Raw genomic sequence first — 23,756 nt, 5'->3', positions numbered from 1 at the left:
CGACGGCGGTGACGATGGTGGCCCGCGAGTGGTCGACGGCGACGGCGAGCCCGCTGCCGGGCCTACCGGGCTGAGACCACTGTCGGTTCGTACTTACGGGGTCGCGCGACTGAACGACATGGATGTAATTCCTAGAGATGCCTTCGGCGTGTCTGAAGCAATCTAACGTGATTCTGCATCAGGATGATGCCTGGTTGGGACCGATGATGCAGATGAAGGAGGCCACGCTATGCCGATGCCCAGTAAGGGTGACCGGAAGCCGTTGACTGTCCGAATCCCGCTAGAGCTGATCAAGACGCTCGAAGAACAACAGAGTTCAGCAGGTGTGACGTCTTTGGGTCAATACCTGGCCGACCTCATCGCGATCGTGAACGACCGCGAGGACCTCGCACTTGAACTCAACCGACCGCAGAACCAAGGGGTGTTGCCCCTGACTGCGTGATCGTTCAGTTCCGAACCGACATTCGGGACACTCATTCAACTGAATTAGCGCAGCACAGATAACGAAAAACCCCCGGCGGGCGGGCCGAGGGTTCTCGAAATCAGAGAAGCGAGTGACTAGCTCGCGACTCGGGTGTTGCTACTCCCCGAAGGGACTTGTCTTGCGTGACATGTCTCAGGGTACATCGTGCCCTGAAGTAGGTACAAGATTGATCGCTCGTGTCGTCCATCCGGATGCGACTGCAGACCGGTTGTGGCGACGATTCGCATCGGCTATTGCTGCGCGCCGATCGATGAGGCTGTACGACCCGACGACGCGTAAATACGTGTCCGCGGGACCGTTGACGATCAAAAGACCAGCACTGCCAGCGGCTGTGCCGCTGTTCTCCCGCGGGCGCGCCGGCATCGTTGCCCTGGACTTCGACACCAAACACCACGGCTACGCCGCCGTTGTCGCCGACGTAACGCGTCTGCTGGCGTGGCTGACCGAATGCGGTGGCCGCGCCGTCGTCGACGAATCGACCAGCGGCGGCCGACACGTGCTGATACCGCTGGCACCGGGAAGAACAGTCACCGCCCACGAGGTACGACCGTTGTTGCGCCTTCTCGCAGCGCGACTTCCCACGTTGGACATCACACCGATGACCAACGACGCAACCGGCTGCATCACCGTGCCGGGCTCGCAGTGCAAAGAAGGTGGCTACCGCACCCTCGTCGACCTCGACCCGGCGGTAGCATCCGACATCCTGACCGTCGGGTCCGATGCCGGCACACTCCAACGCCTCGAAGCCCTGCTCGGAGGAACGGGCCGCGCGATCACCAGCCCGATCGACGCCCACATCCGCGCCGAGACGTCCGCCGAACGCGTCCTCGGCGGTAGCGATGATGCCCGGTTGCATCCGCGTTTCTGCCGCTCCACCCCTCCGCCGCGCTGCGTCCTCGACTTCGCCAGCACCGGCCGCATCGACACCCGGCGTTGGCCTTCACGCTCGGAAGCACGCCAGTCGGTTATCACCCACGCCGTCCTAGCCGGTGCCAGCGCCGCCGACATCCTCACCCGCGTCACTGAACCTGCATGGGCGGGTGTACGTGCCGCGTACGGCCGTTACGCCGAACCCGAACGTGCCATCCGCCGCGACACTGCCCGCGCCCTCGACTGGGCCGCATCGACACTCCCGGACCCAGTCCGGGATATCGGGCACAAGCAAAGGCACACAGGGGGTACCAACGATCCGGTATTTCGTTCATGGCTTACCCACGCTCAAACCTGGGTCGCTTCCGAGTTTCTTCATCGGCGAGATCGATGGACTACCCATGCAGTCGTTCAAGCCTTGGCGTGGGCTGCCGCAGTGTCCGATCAAATAGTTGAAGGTGTTCCCACTGTCGGTGTCGGTGGGCGGTCATTGTCCATCGCCGCTGGCATGCTCCCTGAATCGACGGTGTGGTCAGTTCTGGAGCGGCTGCGGGACATGGAAGGCTCACCGCTGTTGCTGATCGAACGCGGAGTGGGCCAGAACCCGGATCGGTACGCGCTGGTGCCCACACATGCGGGACGAGCGGCGGTAACCGACACCGTGGCGGGGGCAGCAGAGGTCGAATCAGTACACCCGGCATGGAGTGTCATCGGATGGCGTCACCGCATCGTCTACGACGCCGTCCTCGCCGCAGCAGAACCCCTTACCCCGGACGAGTTGTTCACCGCCACCGGGATGGGACGCACCAGCGGGTACGAGGTCTTGTTGGATCTTCGCGTCGCCGGTCTGCTCACGGTCGAGAACGCCCACATCGGTGTCGGGCCGGTCGAACTCGACGACATCGGCCATCGTCACGGTCTCACGTCGGCCGTCCGTGCCCGCATCGTGCGCCACCGCGCCGAACGCATCGTCTGGCGAGAATGGCTCGCAGCGCGGGAGGAGGCACGCACCCCGCCCGAGCCCGATCGGTCATTGTTCGCGATTGGTGACGATCACCCGGCCGATCCACCCGACCACGACTACATCCTCGCCGTGATGGATACCGGGCCGCCAGACCCGTTCTGACGCACTGAGTACCGGTCACCCATCTAGGGCAGACGCGGGCGCGCCGGCCGTGTTCGCGTTGCTCGCGCTCGCCCGCCGCGTGGTTGGACGCGGCAACGGTGGATCGAACTGGTTCCTACACCGACCTCGCTGTGTGATGCCGCGCTGCGCGATCCGTCTACGTGCTCGACTTCGGCCCAGATGGCGTTCTGTATGAGATCAGATGACCGGAGCGTTGGGTTGGCGACGGATGAAGTCCGCCATCCCGGGGACGGTGAAAGCAACCAGGCCGCGGGCGGGAGACCAGATGAGTCCTTTGCGTATGCAGGAGTCACGGTGCGGTGCCATCGATTGCGGGTTCGATCCGAGGGCCTCGGCGAGGGTTGCCGTCCGCGGAGTGTCTGTTCCGCTGCGTGCGATGGCGACCAAATATCGCTTTTCTGCTTCGGTGGCCCGTAGCCACCTCGAGCTGTAGAAGCCGGAATCGAGCGAGGCATGGCCGGTGTCGACGGCGTCCTCGGCGTCGGCGAGAGTGAACGGGGATTGCTGGGCTGCCTGCCAGAGCTCGTGACCGAACACTTGAAGGAAGTACGGGTATCCGTCACTTGCCGCGACGATGTAGTCGGTCGCTTCGACAGAGATGTCTTGGTTCAGCCTGGCGATGGGTGTGACGATCGCATCGCGGGCCTGATCGTCAGCGAGCGGACCGATGGTCCTGTAATCGAACTGGCGCTCGGCGTACGACCGTGCGTCTGCCAATGCTTGCGCGAGGTTCGGCAGGCCTGCGCCACACACGAAGAACGGCCATTCTCGCTGGGCCGCACGGTGCTGGGTTGCCAGGATCACTTGCAGTAGCGCCGGCTCGAGTTCCTGCATCTCGTCGATGAACAGCCCCAGCGCGGTGCCGTCCTTGCGCAGTTCCTCGGTGAGATCTTCGACGAGATCCTCGAATTCGACCCCTAAGGTCGGCTTCTCGGTATCGGTTGAGCGAGCGAGCTCGACTCCGACACCGAACGCGGTGGCGGACACCGAGAACTCTTCGGTCAACTGCCGGATCTTGTTCGCGACCGGGCCGGCGAACTGACGACGACGTACAGCGCGAGAGATGTCTTTGGCGATGCGCCGTCTCAGGGCTTCGGCACCTTCCACACTGGTCTGGGCCTCGACCTCGACCACCACCCAATTGTGGCGGCGAGCCTGGTCCGCCATGGTCGCCAACAGCGTGGTCTTCCCTACCCCCCGCAGACCCTGCAGCATGAGCCCACGGTCGTAGCGCCGCCGTTTCGCCCGCGCGACCAACAGGTCGAATCGTTCGAGTTCGGCAGTGCGCCCGACGAGTTCGGGTGGTCGGGTGCCAGACCCTGGTGTGAAGGGGTTCAGTCCGTACTCCATAGCCTCAGACTATCGGATTGTATCTAGTTGTATCGGATTCTATCTTATATTTGCGTATACAATCTGATAGGAAAGCTGCATGGCGTAGATCCGGGCGCACTACGTCGACGTGCTGCACCTGGGCGAACGGAGTGTTGCATCGACTTGTCGGTGTCGGTGTCGGTGTCGGTGTCGGCGGATGGACGGTAACGGGCTACCGCACCGTCGAGAGATGTTGACAGTGTGCGGGGTGTCGGGACTGAGCCCGTAGGCCGCACGTCATTTGTCGCCGTTCTGCGTTGAGGTGCTGGACCCCTGTTGGGGCAACGAGTTGGTGTCCGATCGCTGTGTTCGATGAGGTATGCGACGGTGGGGTCTTGGTGTGTCGATCTTGAGCCGTCGTGTCAGGTGCTACCACCGTCGGCGGATGAGTCGAGGAGTTTCAGGGTGCGTTCGAGGAGTTGCTCGATGCGGTCCTCGACGTCGTCGACCATGTCCGGTACATCGGCCAGCGCCGTGTGGGCACGGCGACGTGCCTCGACGCCCGAGCGGTAGTACCCGGAGTCGAGGTCTACAGAGACCGGCTCCGGCGCGGCGATTGGGTCACTCCGATCGGTACCGTCGGACGGTCTGATGATGGGACGACGTGGGGTGTGCAGTGGAGAAGCTCCGATGCGGTGCCTGGCAATCACCGCTCCGACCTCGGCTGCGGTCATCGCCGCGACTGGCAGGGGCAGGTGTCCCCACCGGTCGATCGGTACCGCGATCGGACCCGGGCGGTGTGGCAACGCGGTCATATCCGGAAACGTGTTGCGCTGTAGATGTTCTGCCAGCAGTGTCGTCGAGGGGTAGCTGTCGGAGAACCGCAGCACCGTGTGCCATCGGTCCCATATCGTGGCCGGCTCGAAATCGGTGGCGTCGGTGGGGGCGATGCGGATTCGGTGGCGGCCGCCGATCCACACACTGTCGCCGTCGGTGGTGATGTCGGTGCGGTCGAGTCCTGCAATAGCCTTATGGGACAAGCCCGCTCCGGTGAGAATGAGCAGGACGGCGTCGCGGCGACCGAACAGTGCAGCCGTCGATCCGATATTGGGTAGTTCGGCCGCGATCCCTTGGTACTGCGAGGCACGCCGCATCGTTCGCTCGCTGCGAGCCGAGTCCAGTGCCATCCGAATCGACGTGACTCGCCCGGGCGCAGGATGGCCAGCATCGAGGTGAGCGCGGTTGATCGCGGAAACCCGACGCAGCTGAACCGCGTCGCCGGCAGGGTTCTCATCGAGGAACTCGGCCAACGTGACCGGCAACGCGGGGAGAGCCTCGACGTCGGCCGCGGAACACCAATCGACGAACAACGACCACTGATAGCTGTAACCGCTCACCGCGCTGCCCCGTCTCGGTGTCACAAGTGCGACGGTACCGGGCTAAAAGCCGACCGGATCGGACACAGTCGCCGTGGGTCGCTTGCCGCGCACCTGGTGCGTATTCGCGTTGATAGCCGAGCCGGCGATATCGATGGCCGATGTCGCCCTAAACCCAGGCACGGAAGACCCACGGCACTCACGGCAGGCTGTATTGAAGCGCTTCCCGGCGAGAAGGCGGAGCCACTGCGGTCGGTTTCGCGCACCGAGCTCGAGTGTTCTCCGACGCACACGGTGTCGACCGCATAACGAGCTTCGTCTCCGGCACGGTGCCTGCTATCGAGAGACCGTTTTCGCGAAAGTGCTTTCGGTGCGCGTCCCCACCGCATCACCCCACGAAGAGCGCATTAGCAGAATTCTGGCCGAAGACTTCGATTCGAGGCAGATCCTGGCAAGCCGGTCGTGAAAGGCTAGTAGGGATGTTTCGTCGTCGATTACCGAGGTTTGCAAGCCGCATCACGTCCGCAGAGGGTCGAAGCGCAGACCGTCTGCTCCAAGTGGGCATCGTGCACGAACGCACTGCGTGCATCCACGACCTCGCTATCAACGTTAGCCCATGGGGTGTTGGGCAGTCGGCGTCACGGTTGCCTCAGGTCGGTCTTGTGAATGACCCTACGAGACAGAGTTATTGCTCCCATGTTCTGGCGCAGCGTGTTCCGGACCGGCAAAGCTGAATGACGAGCTTCGGTGATCTACTGGGTCGTTCCGTGGACGCGGCTGCTTGCTCAGTGCGGGGGCTTGGGGCCTGTTCAATTTGCCGCTCTGATGTTGCTATACGGCAGGAACATCAGAGCGGCCCTCCTGACCGTCGCGCCCGGCAGGACCTGTCAATCCTGACAGGTATAATTCGAGGCGACAGCAATTAGGTTCCTACTGATCTGCGATCGCGGCGGTTTCGATGTCGGGCGGAGTGATCCGCGCGCGGTTGTCACGTAACCTCTCGTGTTCGGCACGGCTCATTTCCGCGGCGCTGGATTTGCGTCGTTTCGAGAGTTCCTCCAGTTTCGCTGAACCCATCCGCTGCGCGAACTCTTCACGCTTCTGCTTGAGGCTTTCGAATTCTTCTGAGGTCAAAGGTTGGTGAGTGGTCATGGTCTCCTCTATCAATCGCAGGAATTCTGATGTCGATGGCTCGACCGCGTTGTCAAGACCATCGAGCACAACGAGCAAACGATTCCGTAGAACCGCGGCCCGATCGATGCGTTCCTCGATCAGGACCAACTGCTCCCGAATGAGGTCTCCGGGATCCAAGTCGGGTTCGGCGCGCAACGCCGCAGCGATGTCTTCGAGTGGAAACCCCAAGCTCCGCAACGCCACAATGCGATGTAGCCGCCGAACATCGGCCTGCGTATAGCACCGATGGCCGCCCGACGTTCGCGACGACGCGACTAGCAATCCGAGAGCCTCGTAATGGTGCAACGCCCGCACTGTGACGCCGGACTCCCGGGCCAACTCTCCAACTCGCCATACCCGCTTAGCCAAGATCCCCTCCCATCGATGTGCGCCTCCTACTCTAAAACCTGACGTAGCGTTAGTTTCAAGTAACGATTTGATCACACCGCACGCGGGCTGAACCACTCAGCCCTAACAGTCAACTGAACTAGGGGCAGTCCCAAGCGTCAGACGGAGTTCTGTGACAGCTGGTCGATGTCTGGGGGTTCAACGTTGCAGGCGCGTATTCCGCAGTTACCGCACCGTCAAGACATGTTGACGGTCCGTCAGGCAGAAACACAGAACTGGGATCCGTGCTTTACCTCCAGAGGTGATGACGTACCTCTTCGGCGAGCCTTGCCTTTAACCCGGTCACATCGGAAATATCTTCGACGGGCAGACGGACTGTTGGTACACCGCAACGCTGCCACTGCAGATCACGGTTCTTGTCATCGGCGAATCGACGGCTACTGCGATGGTGCGGCCCGTCGACCTCAATCACAACGGCTCTGCGGTTACCCAAGACGACGAAATCAGGAGTCCAGGTGTGACCGGCGCGAAGTCTGACTCCCGGAGACGGTGCGATCGCAATTGTCCGGTCTTCCGGTGCACCCTGCTGCAGGTCTTTGAGCACCTTGTATACGGTCAACTCTTCTTTACTGCCGAACGTGAGACCATCTTCGACTGGGTAATTCGCCAAGTTGCGCTCACGTCTGGCCTGATTGCTCACCAGATCTCTGCCTAGACGTCCGGCAAAAATTTCGCGCCAGTCGCCGACTATGTCAGGCAGGGCTGGCTGCACCCGTACCTCGGTGATGTTGGGTTCACCCAACCGTCCAGCGACATAGCCGAGAACAGCGCTGATCTGTTGAAGGACGTCGTTCGTGAATCGATTTACGAGGTGATCATCGACGTCGAGAAGCGCCGCGCGGTTGTAAACCTCCTCCGGGAGGTTCGTCCAAGCGTTTTCGTTACGCCCGATCACGGTGGATCCGTCGGAGATGGTCATGGTTCTGACGTCAACGAGGAGCGCGACAACTCGCTCGTCGCCCCGCTCCGCGAACAATGCCGTTGTGCGAGCGAGGATGCTGTCATAGATTTCGGCTTGCCATTCGTCGTCCATACGCTCATCCTCCCTGAGCGCTCGGACACGAGGTCTTCCGTGCAGAAGCGACGTGTGGACGAGGCGGACACAGCAGTGTGCTGTCCACTCAGCCTGGGGGCCACAGATGCGGAGCCCCCAGGCTGAGTGGAGATATTTCTGTCATTCATTCAGTACACGTGCTGAAGTATCCCTCGCTGAGAAGCGACCCAAGGTCGTACCTGAAAACCGCATGGCAGATACGGTTCATCGAAGCGGCAAGGACCTTTGGCGCGTTTGGATTAGAGTCTGACCGCTTTGACTGCGGACTGGAAGGATGTCACGCCGGGCATGTTCGAGAACCTCACTGTAGAACGACTGACCTTGCATCATGTCTTCAAACGAGCGCCAGGCGGTGAACGGGTGACACCCATCTACGCCAGGTCGGTGTTCCGGCCCGATACCGACGTCAAGCGACTCATTGAGCAACGACTGGTCATGGCTGTAGCAAATCAGTCCAAGGCGATGACGGTAGACATTGTCAAGGCTGGTGCAGATACAACGTTCCAGCTGGGCAGGCAAGCAGCTTTCGCTAGCGACGATGAATTCATCAGGATATCCACAAAAATAACTGACGCACTTGCGGATGCCCAGAGGACAAAAGTTCCCCCCGAGGGATTTCTCTTTATCATCAACGGAACGACGGGGTATCCCGCTTTGTCATTCGTGGCCTTAATGAAAGCAGAGCCACAGTCCGGATTCTCAATTGACGAATCGGATTCGATTTCCCTGAAGCTTCTTGACCAATTAGTCTTGACACCTGCTTCCAAGCTCTACAAGGTGGGTATCTTTGTCGAACGGGACGGCGACTTATCTAACGAAATGGATGCCGAAGGTTGGGAGGCCGTCGTATTCGATCAGCGAATGACGCAAGCTGACAGACAGAATGCATCAAAGTACTTTTACGATTCCTTCCTGGGGTGCGCGCTGCCTAAAGATAGCGCATTTTTAACCAAACGATTTTATGAGCTAACAAGTCATTATGTGAACAATGCGATCTCGTCGCCTCAAGAGCAAGCGGATACTAAAACCGCACTGTACTCTTACTTGAAGATTGACGTAAGTCCAACAATCTCAGTGGAAGAATTCACTGAAAGATATCTATCAGAAGACACGAAGAGAGCGTCGGATTTTAGGCAATTCATGGAGTCCGAGAACTTTTCTACACGAGCATTTTCAAAAGACATTGGGGATATTAAGTCTAAGCTGAACAAGCGCACCGTCGCCTTCCCTTCTGGTATTCGTTTGACGGGTTCTGTTGAATCATTCTCCAAAAATGTAAAAATTGAGTACAAGTCTGCACGCGAGACCGGAGAAAACCACGACAAAACTGTTATCGAGATCAACGAGAACCCCACAGAAGCATGACCATCGAAAAGGATGCGCTCGCGAAGTGGAACCTTGAAAAGCCTGTTTACCAGGCTTGGGGGAAGTTTATCGTTCAAAGTGTTCTGTCGAGCCTAAAGAATATCGATGGTTCTTCGTTGGATAATTTTCTAAAAATACCACCCGCCCCCCGATTGAAAGCAGATGATTCGTACCTCGCGAAGGTTCAGAAAAAGACGGCCAAGGATCAAGATATCGAGACGATAGATGACCGTGTAGGTGTCCGATTCGTTGTGCTACTAACTGAACAGATTTCCGAAATTGAAGACATCGTACGGAGTTTTGGCCACTCCGTTTCGAAGGACAGGGACTACGAAGCGGAACGTGATCTGAAGCCATTAGAGTTTGCCTACCAGTCCGTTCACCTTGTAGTTCGGCCTAAGTCTGATCTGATCTATCAGGGTGTAGCTATTCCAGCGGGCACAGCTTGCGAAGTGCAGATCAGAACTCTTTTACAGCATGCGCACAGCGAATTAACGCACGACCGCCTCTATAAGTCTAAGCGCGAGGCTCCGAAAAGTCTGCACAGATCTGTTGCTCGTAGCATGGCGCTGATCGAAGCCACCGATGACATCTTTGGCGATGTGGCGAGAAAGCTTGATGAAGCGGAGTCTAATGTTCGAGGTGTTGTAACGAAATTGGATGAGATTTACCGAAAAGCTGTTGAGGTCGAGCCGACGGCAACCAACTATAACTCCGAGTTCATTGAAGATCTGATCGAATTGGGCTTCGAAGGCGACGGCACTTCTGTGGCATCTAGGGTTGAGTCCTTGATCGAATCGAAGCCGTATCTTGCCGAAAAAATTGCGAGTAATCGTGAACGCAGACCATTGATGTATGGAATTTCTGGAGTGCTCTACGCATACCTACTGGCGACTGAAAGCCTGTACGATTTAAAGGAATTGTGGCCCCTTGACCTTTCATATCTTCAAGAGATTTGTCTGGACCTTGGGATATCGATCGACTAGTCGCTGTGTGACTGACGGTAGTCTTCCGCATTTCGCGAGGTGAACCATCCGAGACCGTCGTTCTCGGCGTGGCCGTCGGAGTTCACTGCGTGGGCAGATGGCGGCGCATCCCCGTCCCCGCGCGGCTCCCGGGACACCCGATAGCAACAAATCCGCTTACAACGGGCACCCACAAGATGCCGGCGGTTGTCGAGACGGATCTCGCACGCTGGGACGAAGGAAGACGGTCGACTTGGCATGTGTCCAATCAGTTAGCACATGACTGTGTTGCTCCGCGCGGCCTATACCAAGAGGCCGTGAGTCCGGGCAGATGTGTGTGAAGGTGGCTTGATGTGCATCGAGAGTCTCAAGGAATCCGTGACTGGCGTGTCTTAGTCCGAATTCGATGTACCCGTCGCTGCACTGACTGCCTCGCTGAGATTGCTTGACCAGTTGCCATTTACCCTTTGCATCGGAGCTAGTCGATCTACAAAATTTGGGTGTCGAGGGAGTGTGTCGGTGGCATGGAAGAGGAACTCCCATCTCCCGGTAGGCGAGTACACACACGCAGCAACCACATCGAACTGATCTACACGGTAGTAGCGGCTGGCTGGATCGTTGCGTGAAGCTCTGGTCTTTTGCACCTCAACCTTCATGTCTCCATTCGCGTAGGTCGTGGGGCTGGCGTTCTTGCACTCCACTCTCCACGAACTACCAGTGGTCATGGTGACATCGAAGTCATGCTGGGCGTCTTGATCGAGCCTGTCGACGCGATCGATCTGTAGGTCCTGCTCGAGAGCGCGTTGTAGATGATGCTCAGCGACACCACCGCGAACCGCAACCTGGAGCCTGTTCCGGGTTGCAATGATGTGGAGGATTTCTGCACTGGTCAGGTCGAACTCGGATTCCAACGCGTGCAAACCTTCGGCCGCCGTCGCCCCGCTCGCTGCGGCTAGTTCCGCTGCGCTGAACCGCAAGGCGTGATCCAGGCCGAGATCAGTAGCTCGACGTTCAAAGCGGGCGTAGTCCAACAGCCTGTCGGGGGTGAAGGCCACCATTGTTTCGAGTCCCGCCGGGCCACGAGGGGAATTTCGTTTGCGTCCAGCTTTGTTTTCCTTTTCCCAGACGTGCCAGCTGTGGTCGGCAGCGCGGTCCATCTCCGCGGTCTTCGTATAAAAAGAGATACCCATCGGTAGCGGATCGTAGAGCGATGGCTGGAGACCGACTGCCAGACCTGCTTCGATGTCTACGCCAAGCACGAGCGTTATGTCGACACCCGTGATATCGCGACCTAGCGGATGGTAATCACGCCAGGACTCTTCGCCGCCGTATCGGATCTGACCGCGTACTTCATCGGTCGGCCGATGGTTTATTGCCTTGCGAGTCATTCGGAAGGGGTAGATCAGCAGCCCGAGTCGATCACCTCGACTGTCCTGCACACCCAGGTAGACGGGTGCTCTGGTGCTGTCGCTGGCATAGAGAACCTGGCCGCCTGACTGTTCCACGGATCGGATGAGGAAGTCGTGTATGTCTTGGCGGCCTTTGACGCGGTACACCCGCGGGTAGAAACGACCGGCGAGGAAGGTCTCCGACATCTCATCTCCTGGGACGTTTACGGCTCGGCGTCTCCGATGCCTACTCACGCCACTATGGCCGCTGAGCTTTTTCGCGACGCGGCAGCATCCGATACAAGCGGTGGTCCGCAGGCATGGGAAGCTTACGGGTATGGCAAGTACCCACGGAGTCGCTATCTCCCTGTTCTCCGGCGCGGGTGGACTGGACTTGGGCGCCGAGCAGGCAGGTTTCGACGTCCGCGCAGCCGTTGAACGCGACCGCGACGCGGCTCTGACAATGGAGAAGAACTTCCCGAAGTTGGCGTCGCCCGTGATCCAGAAGGACATCCTCGACACCAGCACCGATGAGATTTGTCGCGCTGCGGGACTCACAAGGGGGCAACGGCCAGACCTCTTGATAGGCGGACCGCCCTGCACACCGTTCTCGAAGAGTGGGTTTTGGCTGGAGTGGAAAAGATCGGGTCTGGACCCTGATGCCACGCTTCTTCAGGAGTACACGCGAGTACTCCGTGAAGCACGACCACGTGCCTTTGTTCTAGAAAATGTGTACGCCCTCACATACAACAACAAGGCAAGTCGACCTGCGCTGGAACGACTTTTGCGAGAGATAGGCGAGGCCGGGTACGACCACCACATGCAGGTCCTGAATGCCGCGGACTTCGGTGTCCCCCAAGCTAGGCCACGCTTATTCATTATTGGGGTTCCTAAGGGTAAGCCGCTGCCGCCACATCCCTTGCCCACCCACGGGGGCCAGTGGGAACGACGCGCCAGCGGCAATTCGGCCAAGGGGTACGTCACGGCCGGGGAGGCGCTTGCCGGGTTGGTCAGCGATCCTGAGCCGGAAGAGACGGTCGGAGGCCAGTACGGGCCTTTGCTGTCAGAGATTCCACCAGGCGGAAACTACCTGCACTACACCGCCGAGAAGGGCCACCCGGATCCTCGATTTGAGTGGCGCAGCCGCTACTGGTCGTTTTTGCTCAAGCTTTCTCCAGAAAAGCCATCGCCAACGATTCAAGCTCAGCCCGGACCAAACGTTGGCCCATTCCACTGGGACAACCGTCGCCTTCGAGCGAGCGAAGTCAAACGACTCTTCACGTATCCAGACGACTTCGAGTTGGTAGGAAGTCGAGGCAGCGTCCAGGCTCAGCTTGGGAACTCCGTTCCGCCGCTATTGGCCCGTCGCGTACTTGAGTCCGTGCGCACACACATGCGCCGCTAGCTCCGCCCGGGCTCAAGCTTGAGGCCTGAGTTCTACAACCCGATTTCCTCGACGGCGTTGCCGGCAAGGGGGGCGTGTTCGCGGCGATACCCCTCGACCGAGTCAAGACTGGCATGTCCCGTCTGCCGGGCGATCGACGGACCATCGGCACCGTTCCGAGTGCCTTGGGTGACGAACCCCGCCCGGAGGGAATGTCCGCCAAGTTTGGCGAGTACAGAGTGGTTGTAGCCGGCCTGTTCGGCTCGGCGACGGATGGTCTGATGGATCGCAGCGCCGGAGAGTGCAGTGCCGCCGAGGTTGCCGTTCTTTGCAATGGCGCGGAGCAGCGGTGCGCGGGCGGCGGTGCGCGGCACTCCCCCACGGCACACGTGCCCGTCGAACGGTTCTCGCCCCCGGAGCAGTCGGATCACAGACGGGCGGCCGCCGGTATCGAACGCGGCCACGACCTGGACCCAGCGGACGTATGCGCAGGGTGGGCAGGTCTCGTGGGACTCGGTGTAAGGCAGCGCCTTTACCACTCCCCTGCCCTCTTGGTCGGTCTTCGACTTCCGTAGCCGGATGTGCAGGCCGTCGTGTCGATGCACCGTGACGTCCCCGCAGACCATCTCCGACAGCTCGCTGCGGCGGTACGCGCCGGCGAACCCAAGGAGCAGGATTGCCGAATCCCGTCGTTCAAGGACCTCGTCGGCCCAGCATTGACACCCTTCCCGCGCGGTCCACACGAGCAACTTGATGTCGTCGACCAGCAGCGGGTCTCGTGGGGTGCGGGGGCGGTCGCCCGCCACGGCGTACTCGCGCCGAATCCCCGACAGGGTTGCGGTGACCAACTCGTGCGCGGACGGGGACAGGTGGCCGGTCGTCCGGTGGTGATGGTTGATCGCCGCAATCCAAGTGCCGAAGGTGGCGACGGCATAGGCCCGCTCCCCCGTTTCGGTTCGGGTGTCGGCGGCGTCGACGAGATAGGCGGCGACGGTGATCGGGTGCGCCGGTAACGTCACGTGACCATTCGTCTCGCACCAGTTGGAGAAGCGTCGCCACGCGGCGGCGTAGGTCTTGCGCGTTCCCTCCGACCGTGAGGAGTCCACGGCGGCCGCGATCCGTTTCGCGACGGCGGGTGGGATCTCCGGCTCGACCGCGACTGACCTGCCAACCTCGGCAGTGCCCGCAACGGTGGTCACGGCAGGTGTTCGGCCTGATCGGAAGTCCATATCGGCAGCATAGCGCAGGTCACTGACACGCCTGCAGCGAAAAACTACGCTGAGCTGGTGTTTCGTCGCATACAGTGCGGAAAATGTAATTTACGTGGGTGTAAACCAGAGACCTATGGGTGACAACCAATACGGTGACTGTGTCCATGCTGCCCAGCTTGAATGAGCCGCCGTAATAGACCCCCGTCGAAGTTGCCACGGGGCTGCACCAGGCGATCTTGGCGGTCGTTGCCTCCCCCCGGCGGATACAACTGCCGGAGTTTCGCATCCGCATTTGGGGCCTCGAACGGTGGGATGTCCTCGGTGGCCGTGGTCTTGACCGTTTACCCCGGTATTCCACCGAATGATCGGTTACGTTCGGGGCGTAGTTGTGGTTCCGACCGGTCCCCCGACCTAGGCAGGAACAGCCTCACGGTGGTGCTCGTGTGTGGGGTGTCGGCCTGACGCACGTCTCGCACCTTGAGAAATCGTGCCGGAGGCGCTTGTGTACACCGCCAACCGGCAACTTCCCGTCCTCCACGCTGAACTCACCGCAGGCTGAGTTGGTTGAATCCGACGAGTCGCGCGACATCCCATCGGTCATCGTTGTACGGGAAGGGTCCGTCCACCTTTTAGGTTGGATGTCGATGCTAGTGACGATAGCTATCCACGCTAGCAACGCTAGGGGCGTACTCGCCGAGCATAGTTTCACACGAGTTGAACAAGGCGCGCCCGGTCCGTACGTGATCACCGCTCTCGATTTGGTTGCGGTGTTGCGGCTCTGACGCATTCCGTCGCGGGTCGTGTCGCCTCTGCATCCAGTCCGCAGCCCCGGGTGTCCAACGACATTCATCTGACGCACTGCGGGGCAAGGTGTTGCAAGGCTCTGCAACGCCAGCGCCCCGCGGGCCCTCTCGGGTTTCAGCATACGTGGGTGCTAGGCCATCTAGCATTGCTATTTACCCTGTTGATGGCCGTTGCAGGCGAGTTGCGCCTGCGTGCGGTGGGCGGTTAGTCAGATTCGTTGGTGCGTGTTCAATTCATTCTCAGTTACGAGAGTATGAGTGCAATGATAGCTAGCAGAGCTAGCTAAGGACACAAAGCGAGCAGAGCAAGGTAAAGTAAGCTAATGTAGCTGACATAGCTAGCGGACCAAGGCACGATAGGGGCGATATACTAGTTGCGGGTGCTACGCAAGCGTCGATAGCGACGCAAGTGAGCGTTGCTGACATAGCACGCGTTTCTGGCTTAGCTAGTGCCACTTGGGTAGATAGGCAAAGTATTGCAGCGAGGCGTGCAAACAGTGCTAGACAAGCGAACCAAGCTACGTAAGCGAGCAGAGCGCTCGTCGCAAGCGACGCTCCGCGTGTTAACGCAGCACACGGAGCAATTGGTTGTAGCGTAGCGAGCCACGCTACGTAAGCGAGCAGGGCGCTCGTCGCAAGCAACGCTCCGCGTGTTAACGCAGCACACGAAGCAATTGGTTATAGCGTAGCGAGCCAGAAGGCTTGCAGGGCATAGGTCCAGGGTGCGAGCCAACGCAGTTTTCCTCGGAGAATAGTTCGTTGGCCTTGATCCTCGAACAGAGAAAGGAACGCGAATCCCAATGTCGACGTCGTCGAAGCAACCCAGGAAGTTCGCAATATGCAACCAGAAGGGTGGGGTTGGGAAGACGGCGACAACACTCGGATTGGCGAGTGCTTTGGCCGACAAGGGCAAACACGTCCTCGTCATCGATATGGATCCTCAGGCCAACGCGACGACCGGTCTGGGAGTCGACGTTGATGACGAAATGCGAACTACCTTCGACCTGATGTCGGTCACTGGCGAAGGTGCGGCAGCGGATGCAGTAGTAGCAACCGAATGGGATCGGGTCGACCTGATCGCGGCGACTCAGAGCCTCGCCAATCTTGAGGCTGACGGCGCAAACGACCTGATCTTTCGGTTGGATATCGCGCTTGAAGGTGTCGATCTGTCGCCTTATAGTGCAGTTTTCATCGACTGCCCGCCGTCGCTCGGAAAATTACTCTTCGCGGTCCTCTGCGCCTGCGACTCGGTCATTGCGGTTACCGAACCCACCATCGACAGCGTGCGTGCGATTACCAAGGTTGAAGAAACCATCACCAACGTCAAGCGGCGTGCGAACCCTCGTCTCGAGCTTGAGAAGATCGTCTTGTCTAAGAAACGAAGAACCTCGGAGCATCAGTATCGCGAGGACGAGTTGCGTGCTGCATACGGCGAATTGGTTGCAAGAGCAGGGATCCCGGAGCTGGCGGCGCGCCAAGACGCTCATAGCAGCCACACCCCCATCCATTCTTACAAGGGAGGCCGGGCGATAGACCTGCAAGTCGCCTATGACGCCCTGCTAAAAGAACTGTCTATCGACCTTCTAGGAGAGCCTGCCGCATGAGCGCACAACGCGAACCCGCCATCCGCCGCCACCCGGCTGCAGACCTCCCTTCGCGACCAACGGTTTCACCCCGGCGCGTTGGGAACGAAGCTCAGCAAGAATCAACCGCGTCGCCGAGCGTCGACTTCTCGACCAGTGCTGGCGCTATCAGCCCGACAAACGAGCCCACTCAGCCGGCGTCGAACGAACCGTCGGCTCCGCACAGTGCGCGGCCGGCGGCAGGACCAGGCGCGGAAAAGTTCACTGAGCAGCACAATGTGCGGATACGGAGTTCGACCAAGCTTCGTTTGAACAGAGCCGTTGACAGGCTGCGTTATGAGACGGGGGATCGATCAATCAGTATTGCTTCATTGACCGACGCAGCGCTCTGTGAGTACCTCGACAAGCGGGGCATCTAGACCGCTGAATGAACATGCCCGCTTGCTGTGCTAGCTAGCGTTGCTAGCACAGCTCGTGGGTCACCCATAAGCTTTGACTCGTGTACGCGATGGCGTAGACCTCTGATCTTGCAGGACATGTGCAAGCTCACAGACCTCGACCACACCGAAGCCGGTGTGCTGCTACAGATTCGGCGCACATGCGGTATGCACGAGCGTGCCGCCGCAGCTCAGTGGCTCGCGGATCTCCGCGCCGCTTGTAACCACATCAAGTACCCTATCCGGCCGCTAAGGCCCCGGCAGTGCTCCACACACCGCCGGGGCCGGTCGATCACAGAACGGACCTGCGATCAATGGACAACGCTAATACCCCTGCGCCAGACGTCACCAGCGAGGACACCCTCGACATCCACCCCCGCGTGTTGACCGGTGCCCTGATCACCGGCCTGGCCATCGCCATCATCGTCGGCGCGGCGTCCTTCAAGCTCTCCTTTTCCACCCTGCTCGACCTCGCCGTTATGGCCGGCATCCATCCGGCCGATGCCTGGGTTATCCCCGTCGCTCTCGACGGCCCGATTCTCGCTGCCGCCGTCATCCGGATCGCCCTCTCACAGCACACCGACGCAGCCACGAAGCGAGGTCGGCGACTCGTAGTGGCAGTGCTGACCGCCTCGGCGATCCTGTCGATCGCAGGCAACGCCTACCACGCAGTTCTGACCGCAACCGTCCTCAACGCCGCCGTCGCAGCCGCAATAGCCGCATTAGCGCCAGCGATGGTCCTCACGATGAGCGAGATCGTCGCCGTCGTCCTGCGCGCACCCCGCCGCCGTCGTGCCACGACCACAATCGACACGCCCCAACCATTCGATACGGCCACTGAGACAGCTCGCATCGACGGCCCGATCGATCGTGTGGAGGTCGAGCAACTCGGCGCGACAAAAGGTTCGACTCTCGCCGGGGTAGACGAAGATCTCGATAATGGCCTGCTCAAGCCCGCCGTGTGGACCAGCGTCTACCTTTACCTCGCGCACCCCGACTGGTCGCTGAGTGACATCGCCCGCCACCTCGAGCTGCACACCTCGACCGTCTCTCGGCACATCAAGACCTGGACACAGGTCCAGCAGAACATCGCCTGCGAACGCAGCACCGCAGCCCCCACCGTCGCAGCTAACCAGGCGCACAGCACCACCACCACCGTCGATGGCGACCACAGCGCCGACGACGCAATCGAATCGAGTTCGGGGTACGACGCGGACGACTACGACTCGATAGATGCCGGTCGTGACTACGCGGGCGCGACGCGGTGACCGAAGAGCACTACGTCAGAACACGCGCCGACGTACTAAACTGAGCAGCAACAGAGTTCGCGCCTGACCCGGTGATCAGGAGCATCGCGATACCGGCCCACTTCCGGGCGGTGTCTGTAAGTGTCGCGTGAGAATGTGTGACCCGCTGCGGGAGTGAGACATCGTCGTGTCGTGCGCGTGCGTCGATGGTTCACGACTCGCTGCGATGTACCGCCCGTGCGTCCTACAGTGCGGACATGATGCGAGAACTGCCCGACGGTCAATCGTTGTTGATCCGCACAGACTTCTCCGACGACGCCCGGTGGAGTGACACTGTCGAGGCGGCGACGCAGCCGACAGATGAGGGGTTTCTCGCCGGTTTGACCGTGGTCGACGACGCGGAGTTCCACCGACTCACGCTCGGCGAGTTGGCCGTGATCATCGGGTCCCCGCGATCAGACGTCGAGGCTGTTTGTTACCCGGCGTCAGGCAGCGCATCCCAAGTCCGTCCATCAAGAACGCGACCATTGCGCTTCGGGGTGCGGCCGCCCCATTGCTTGAAGAAAAACGGCACCCGAGCAACATCACACGTATCGCGAATGTCACGGGCCCACTTTGCGTCCATCGGCCGCGCCTGAGGCCCAGATTCGCCCCCTACGATGACCCAGTGCACACCGGACAAATCCAGAGCATCCAACGGCCCTAGTAGCGGCTCACAGGTGGGGAAGAGCTGAAGAATTTGCCGGTAAAAACCTACGAAGATTTGCGCGATTTGTATCCTAGTGAAGTATTACCGGACTATACATTTTCTTACTGTAGCCCCTAATTTACTCGATAAAGTGGGGTCCGCCTTGCCTCGTTCTCCTGTTGGCTGGTCACTTTAGATACCGATACAGAGTCGAACGCGAGACACCCACGACGTCTCGGATATCGGCTAGCGACATGCCGCCGGCTCGCATCCGTCTCGCCTGTTTGATCTTCGCATCGGACATCGCACGTGGTCGGCCACCCAACCGGCCTTGCGCACGCGCGGCCGCCAACCCGAGCTGAGTGCGTTCACGGATCAGGTTGCGCTCGAACTCGGCCAGCGCCCCGAAAATCGGGTAGATCAACTTTCCACCCGAAGTAGTCGTGTCGATCGACTCCGTCAACGACCGAAACCCGACACCACTGGATTCGAGGTCCTCGACTGTCTGCAGAAGGTGGGGGAGGGATCGCCCGAGACGATCGAGCCGCCACACCACCAGAGTGTCACCCGACCGCAGATGAGAGAACAGGTCCGACAACTCCGGCCGAGACGTCGTCGCACCGCTCGCCGTCTCCACCCACACCCGAGAACACCCCGCAGCGCTCAGAGCGTCCCTCTGCGCATCGGCGCTCTGCTCGGTCGTCGACACCCTCGCGTACCCCAAAAGCTCGCCCATGAGCGTCGAGTGTGTCAGAACTCAACGATATGAACCATTTTCCGCTCGCAGTTTTGGACACGACTTTTGACACATGCTCCAACCGTCGGCGGTGTCTCGAAGCGACTATGTGTCTAAAACGTTTGTTTTTGGGACACGATCTAAATCCGCGCTCCGGACGTTGAGGTGTGAACCGGGGCGAGCTGCAGTGAACCGATCCGGTGGGTGGTGGCTGTGCCTCGTTTGAAGCGAAGCATCGTAAGAGACCTGTTGCGCGCCTATTGTTGAGGGTATGGATGATGGTGAGACTGGATTCGTCGATCGCTTGAGCGGTGCCGCCAGCAATGCTGCTGCGCTACTTCGCAACAATACTGGGACGACTCGCAGTACAGCGAAAGATGCTGAAGCCGAGAATGTTTCGTTCGAGCAGGCTCTCAATTCGGTCGCAACACCTGTCGAAGCGGCCGTGATCGAGCGGGAGTGGCTTTCGCGGTATTACTCGCCTGGGCTGGCGCAAAGTGATGTTGCCGAATCTCTTGAGTCGGTTCGTATCACCGCGACCGATATGGAAAGGCAGTTCGGGCCAGGATGGCTTTACTTCGTGAACCGAATCAACAACTTGGTTGGAGAGTCGTTCGTGGGATTCGTCCAAACAGTCGAACGAGATACTTCATTCGAGGAGTTGATGTCCTCGGCCGAAGAAAGCTCCGATGTTGCAGTCGCCGTCGCTGAACAGTATCAACTAGACGAGCAGTGGGAGAATTCCGAGATCCTGTTGGAGGTCATCTTCGGGTATCACTCGGGGGTGTGGTATTCCTCGCGATCAGACGTCTCCGATATCGACACGGACACCCAACTTTTAGGTCGAGCGGAATTCGCCCTTAAGAAGGCTATTGCCGATGAATTTGTTAGTTCGTCAAAAATTGATGGCACTGCAAACTGAATAAAATGTCCGAATGCTGTTGCCTCGGGTCTACCGAGGGGGTACCTCATCCGGATAGTGCGTAACGCCACCCTCTTCGATGACATCCCATTCTTCACCGGGCGCAATGCCCTCACGGGAGTCCTCGATGAAGTCCTCGACGGTGGTGGGCTCTCGTCCGTCGACGACAGGGTCCTCTAGATCCGCGTCATATTCTTCGGGCACCGAGACCTCCTGGTTGGATACCGTCGGCTCGGGTGGTGCTGAGGGCGTAGGTTGCGAATTACCCTCAGCACCACCGAGCCAGAGTGTGACTGCCAGTCCGACGGAGGCGAGCACTGCAGCGCCGAGCAATGCTCCGTTTCGTGCTCGTCCAGTCAACTTCGGCATAACTTCCACTCTAGCGTGTTGAGCCCGAATCTACGGCGTGGGCGGCAATGCACCCGAGATCGGCGTGACGTAATACGAGTCCTGATTGACTACCCGATTCTTCCCGTAGAAACCTCCGAGTTGGCCGCCTGCTCTGAGGTTCTGGGTGTTGTCGATCATGCACACGCTGTATCCCTTGTTCGTCGTCGAGGTCAAGTCCGGGACGTGGCATTGAGGGTTGAACGATCGACCGAGGCCGTTTTTTCCTCGGGCACCTTGGTTGGTGCTGGCAAAGGGATATTCGTCGCAACTGCGATCAGGTACGCCCGCTTGTCTATCTGCTTGAATTTTTCCGCCGCGGGGGCATGCTTGCCTGCGGTTGGCGTTACGATCCGCAATGACGGTGGTCCGCTGAAGCAAGCTGCTCTTCGATCCTCCTGGCAAGCCGGCGGCCAGCGCTGCGAGCACATGCCCTGAGGCCTGCGAGACGTCTCCGAACTCGTTCATGGCCCAACCTGGTCGCGCTTGAGAGATAACGCACCCTTCTCGGAACTGCCCTCCCGATGTCTTCATCGTATTGTCGCATCGCACCATGTCTGACTCCACGGAGGCCCGCGACGATGGGCTGTAAATATTGGCCTGATCGTTGGTGAACCACCATGACAGGTAGGTCTGCCGGGGATCGACTTGGCCCTGTGGGACACCGGTGTAGTTCCATTCGAGCTTCCAAGTGATTTTGGTGTTGCTTCCCACAATAGAACCCGTTGGGTGGCTGGCAGTGACTGTCAGATCGGACCCGGCGTGGTCGCCGTTAGCCTCCCATTGCAGGTGAGGGATTCCGGTTGAACCCCATCCTTGCCCGAGTTGCAGGGTAACTTCTTGAACGAATTTGCCCGACAGATGTGAGGTCACCGTCGAGGCCGACAGTGTTCCTGGAATTCTTCCGACGGTCTTGGTCGTATCTTTGTCCTTCACGCGATAGCCGCTCACATAGTCAATAAGACAGGCTTGCTTTCGGACCGCCTTCCACTTCCCGACTGAGGTAGCTGCCGCGCTCAGGCAATCTTGTGGCATGAAGACAGACGGAGTGGGCTCGGGTGCGTCCACGACGGGCTCTTCAGGATCAGGTGTACCTCCAATGCAAGATGAAGTGGTGGTGCACGGTTGCTTCGTTACGCCACCCGCTGATACAAGGTCGAAAGTCTCGGCGGGGCTGCGTCCATCGCGGGCGTCGTAGGCGAAGTCGGCAGATGTGACGGGAGTCCGACCATCCACGAAGATCGGTTCTATATCGCCGTCGTCGACGATCGCCGCAGCGTCGGTGTACGGCCATGACATCAAGCCAAACTCGAACTGCTGACTCGAATTAGCACCGGAGACAACAGAATCCGCAATCGGGTAGCCCCAGGAGCCCTGCTCGTAGCCCGAGGACGTGTACCGGCTCAGCAGACCACCTGTCACAGGATGAGCGCCACCATTCGGTGACCAGTAGATAACTCCCCGTTCGAACCTGTTCATCCGGCCTTGCCCATCCGGCAGAACGATTTGGTCGCTCAGTGGATATCCAAGAAGGCTGCCGTTCGTTTCGGCTCCGACGCTCCACCACTTGTCGCGGATCGCTCCGGTGACGTAGTACGCCTCATTGAGCTTCCAGTGGATCGTTCCGCCCTGGAACTCCTGACGTCGACCGATACCGTCCGGATTGACGATTTCATCGGTGGTCGGGTACTTGAGTACGCCGGCTTCCCATCCGTTGCGTTGCCAGGCTGCGAAGAAGTGATTGACCACAGGATGAGCGCCGCCGGCGGGGGACCAGTAGATCGGGCCGTTGAAGAACGTCTGACGTCGTCCGTAGTTGTCCGGGTTCGCGACATCGATGGCAGTAGGGGGTCCCAGAAAGCTGCTCGAGCCGCCCAGCGAATCGTATTTGACTCGAATCTGACCGCACACCTGGTGTGGCGATGGCCAGTAGTACATGCAGTCGGTGGGCGCGGCCAACGCGCTCACTCCGCGCTGCATGGATCTCTGCTTGAGGAGTCGTGCCTCCTCGATTTCGGCCTTGTCGGCGTCTTCCTTCGTGAAGCCCTCGGGGAGCTCTTCACGGTCGGAGCGCATCTTGCCGGGAACGATTGTGTCGTTGGGGTTTTCGGTAGGAAGACCCGTGAACGGGATCTTTTTGGTGCCGGGCGGGGCCTCCGTTGCCGTCGACAGCGACAGCGACGGCTCAGGCGTGGCAGACGGCACCGTTGGGGTGGTCGTGTCCAGCGAGTCGGGCGAGGTCTCACACGACGGTTTGGCAGCATTTGGGTCGGTGGTCGTCGGTGTCACCGTGGTCGAGGTCGGTGCACCACTAGTGGACGTTGAGGAGGGTGTCGGTGTCGCACACTGATCGGTGGCCGGTGACTGCTGAGCATCAGCCGATTCCGAAGTTTCGGTCGTCGGTGCGGGCATCGGTGTCGTTGTGGGTTGCGCCACCGACATGGGCCCACTCGACAGCACCAGCAGCACCGCGGTGCCGGCAACGAGCAGCGAGCGAGCTGCCGCACGCCGTGGGGCTCGTGGAGGCCTGAGAGGTCTCAGTGAATTATTCATGGGCGTCCTTGTCTCGCAATCGCGGCACCCGATCGGTCCGCTGTCAGCATCTTCAAGGAAGTCCCACAGGTTTACAACAGAAACAGAAAACACATCAGTAACAAACGGTCGCCAGGCCCGCCTTCTACACCGAAACCGGACTTTGGACCGAACGGTGAAGGGAGACTAAATCATGAACCACTTTGATAGGCAGAAGGATTCAACTACACCGGGGTGTAGTTGAGAGCACATTTTCATTGCCACTAGATGCGGTATAGCGCTATC

General features: G+C 59.7%; 18 protein-coding genes and 2 pseudogenes. 10 read left to right on the top strand and 10 right to left on the bottom strand.

The annotated features are described in order from the left end of the window. Positions 1-229 precede the first annotated feature (229 nt). Positions 230-442: a hypothetical protein gene (locus BH93_RS27085; RefSeq protein ID WP_037174519.1), complete on the top strand. Its 213-nt coding sequence runs from the start codon at positions 230-232 to the stop codon at positions 440-442. A gap of 208 nt (positions 443-650) precedes the next feature. Beyond that, complete coding sequence (locus BH93_RS27080) at positions 651-2,480, top strand: hypothetical protein (protein ID WP_155290974.1); 1,830 nt, start codon at positions 651-653, stop codon at positions 2,478-2,480. Between the two features lie 198 nt (positions 2,481-2,678). On the opposite strand, the gene BH93_RS27075 is transcribed toward BH93_RS27080, so the two are convergent. The 4 genes from BH93_RS27075 to BH93_RS27060 form a co-directional block, all read right to left on the bottom strand. Then, the gene (locus BH93_RS27075; RefSeq protein ID WP_037174518.1) at positions 2,679-3,851 is read right to left on the bottom strand and encodes an ATP-binding protein; all 1,173 of its coding nucleotides are present in this window, start codon (positions 3,849-3,851) and stop codon (positions 2,679-2,681) included. Between the two features lie 383 nt (positions 3,852-4,234). Further along, a complete protein-coding gene (locus BH93_RS27070) occupies positions 4,235-5,233 on the bottom strand; it encodes a hypothetical protein (RefSeq protein ID WP_242459269.1) in 999 nt (332 codons plus the stop codon). A gap of 885 nt (positions 5,234-6,118) precedes the next feature. Further along, a complete protein-coding gene (locus BH93_RS27065) occupies positions 6,119-6,676 on the bottom strand; it encodes a MerR family transcriptional regulator (protein ID WP_242459274.1) in 558 nt (185 codons plus the stop codon). 322 nt (positions 6,677-6,998) lie between these two features. Beyond that, on the bottom strand, positions 6,999-7,802 hold the full coding sequence (locus tag BH93_RS27060) for a hypothetical protein (protein ID WP_052065177.1): 804 nt from the start codon (positions 7,800-7,802) through the stop codon (positions 6,999-7,001). 309 nt (positions 7,803-8,111) lie between these two features. Here BH93_RS27060 and BH93_RS27055 point away from each other — a divergent pair, with 309 nt between their 5' ends. Both BH93_RS27055 and BH93_RS27050 read left to right on the top strand, forming a co-directional pair. Then, positions 8,112-9,188, top strand: a complete 1,077-nt coding sequence (locus tag BH93_RS27055) for a nucleoid-associated protein (RefSeq protein WP_080739079.1) — start codon at positions 8,112-8,114, stop codon at positions 9,186-9,188. Beyond that, positions 9,185-10,174, top strand: coding sequence for a GTP pyrophosphokinase (locus BH93_RS27050; RefSeq protein WP_052065176.1), 990 nt, complete (start codon positions 9,185-9,187; stop codon positions 10,172-10,174). The genes BH93_RS27055 and BH93_RS27050 overlap by 4 nt, the downstream gene beginning before the upstream one ends. A gap of 371 nt (positions 10,175-10,545) precedes the next feature. On the opposite strand, the gene BH93_RS27045 is transcribed toward BH93_RS27050, so the two are convergent. Then, a complete protein-coding gene (locus BH93_RS27045; RefSeq protein ID WP_037174513.1) occupies positions 10,546-11,748 on the bottom strand; it encodes a hypothetical protein in 1,203 nt (400 codons plus the stop codon). A gap of 130 nt (positions 11,749-11,878) precedes the next feature. Between BH93_RS27045 and BH93_RS27040 the strand changes: the two genes are divergently transcribed. After that, a complete protein-coding gene (locus tag BH93_RS27040) occupies positions 11,879-12,946 on the top strand; it encodes a DNA cytosine methyltransferase (RefSeq protein WP_037174637.1) in 1,068 nt (355 codons plus the stop codon). A gap of 32 nt (positions 12,947-12,978) precedes the next feature. On the opposite strand, the gene BH93_RS27035 is transcribed toward BH93_RS27040, so the two are convergent. Continuing rightward, a complete protein-coding gene (locus BH93_RS27035; protein WP_037174512.1) occupies positions 12,979-14,154 on the bottom strand; it encodes a site-specific integrase in 1,176 nt (391 codons plus the stop codon). A gap of 1,585 nt (positions 14,155-15,739) precedes the next feature. Between BH93_RS27035 and BH93_RS27030 the strand changes: the two genes are divergently transcribed. The 4 genes and pseudogenes from BH93_RS27030 to BH93_RS28335 all read left to right on the top strand — a co-directional run. Continuing rightward, positions 15,740-16,543 (top strand): ParA family protein, encoded by an 804-nt coding sequence (locus BH93_RS27030; protein ID WP_037174510.1) that lies wholly within the window; start codon positions 15,740-15,742, stop codon positions 16,541-16,543. Further along, on the top strand, positions 16,540-16,941 hold the full coding sequence (locus BH93_RS28340) for a hypothetical protein (RefSeq protein WP_080739078.1): 402 nt from the start codon (positions 16,540-16,542) through the stop codon (positions 16,939-16,941). The genes BH93_RS27030 and BH93_RS28340 overlap by 4 nt, the downstream gene beginning before the upstream one ends. Before the next feature lie 332 nt (positions 16,942-17,273). After that, positions 17,274-18,227, top strand: coding sequence for a DUF2637 domain-containing protein (locus BH93_RS27025; RefSeq protein WP_052065175.1), 954 nt, complete (start codon positions 17,274-17,276; stop codon positions 18,225-18,227). Between the two features lie 185 nt (positions 18,228-18,412). Beyond that, a pseudogene (locus tag BH93_RS28335) lies at positions 18,413-18,640 on the top strand (DUF6924 domain-containing protein); the annotation flags it as partial. A 41-nt stretch (positions 18,641-18,681) separates the two neighbouring features. On the opposite strand, the pseudogene BH93_RS27020 reads toward BH93_RS28335, so the two are convergent. Both BH93_RS27020 and BH93_RS27015 read right to left on the bottom strand, forming a co-directional pair. After that, positions 18,682-18,933, bottom strand: a pseudogene (locus BH93_RS27020) (DUF5131 family protein); the annotation flags it as partial. 148 nt (positions 18,934-19,081) lie between these two features. Continuing rightward, positions 19,082-19,630 (bottom strand): recombinase family protein, encoded by a 549-nt coding sequence (locus BH93_RS27015; protein ID WP_037174507.1) that lies wholly within the window; start codon positions 19,628-19,630, stop codon positions 19,082-19,084. Between the two features lie 271 nt (positions 19,631-19,901). Here BH93_RS27015 and BH93_RS27010 point away from each other — a divergent pair, with 271 nt between their 5' ends. Beyond that, entirely contained in the window at positions 19,902-20,552 is a 651-nt protein-coding gene (locus BH93_RS27010) for a hypothetical protein (protein WP_037174506.1), read from the top strand. Between the two features lie 30 nt (positions 20,553-20,582). Here BH93_RS27010 and BH93_RS27005 read toward each other — a convergent pair whose 3' ends face one another. Further along, positions 20,583-20,921 (bottom strand): hypothetical protein, encoded by a 339-nt coding sequence (locus tag BH93_RS27005; protein ID WP_037174505.1) that lies wholly within the window; start codon positions 20,919-20,921, stop codon positions 20,583-20,585. A 30-nt stretch (positions 20,922-20,951) separates the two neighbouring features. Then, positions 20,952-23,144: a NucA/NucB deoxyribonuclease domain-containing protein gene (locus BH93_RS27000; protein ID WP_052065174.1), complete on the bottom strand. Its 2,193-nt coding sequence runs from the start codon at positions 23,142-23,144 to the stop codon at positions 20,952-20,954. Positions 23,145-23,756 lie beyond the last annotated feature (612 nt).

The organism is Rhodococcoides fascians A25f (assembly GCF_000760935.2).
In the GTDB taxonomy this organism is placed as follows: Bacteria; Actinomycetota; Actinomycetes; order Mycobacteriales; family Mycobacteriaceae; genus Rhodococcoides.
The sequence above is the reverse complement of the archived record's forward strand: the minus strand, read 5'-3'. Positions and strand labels throughout refer to the sequence as shown.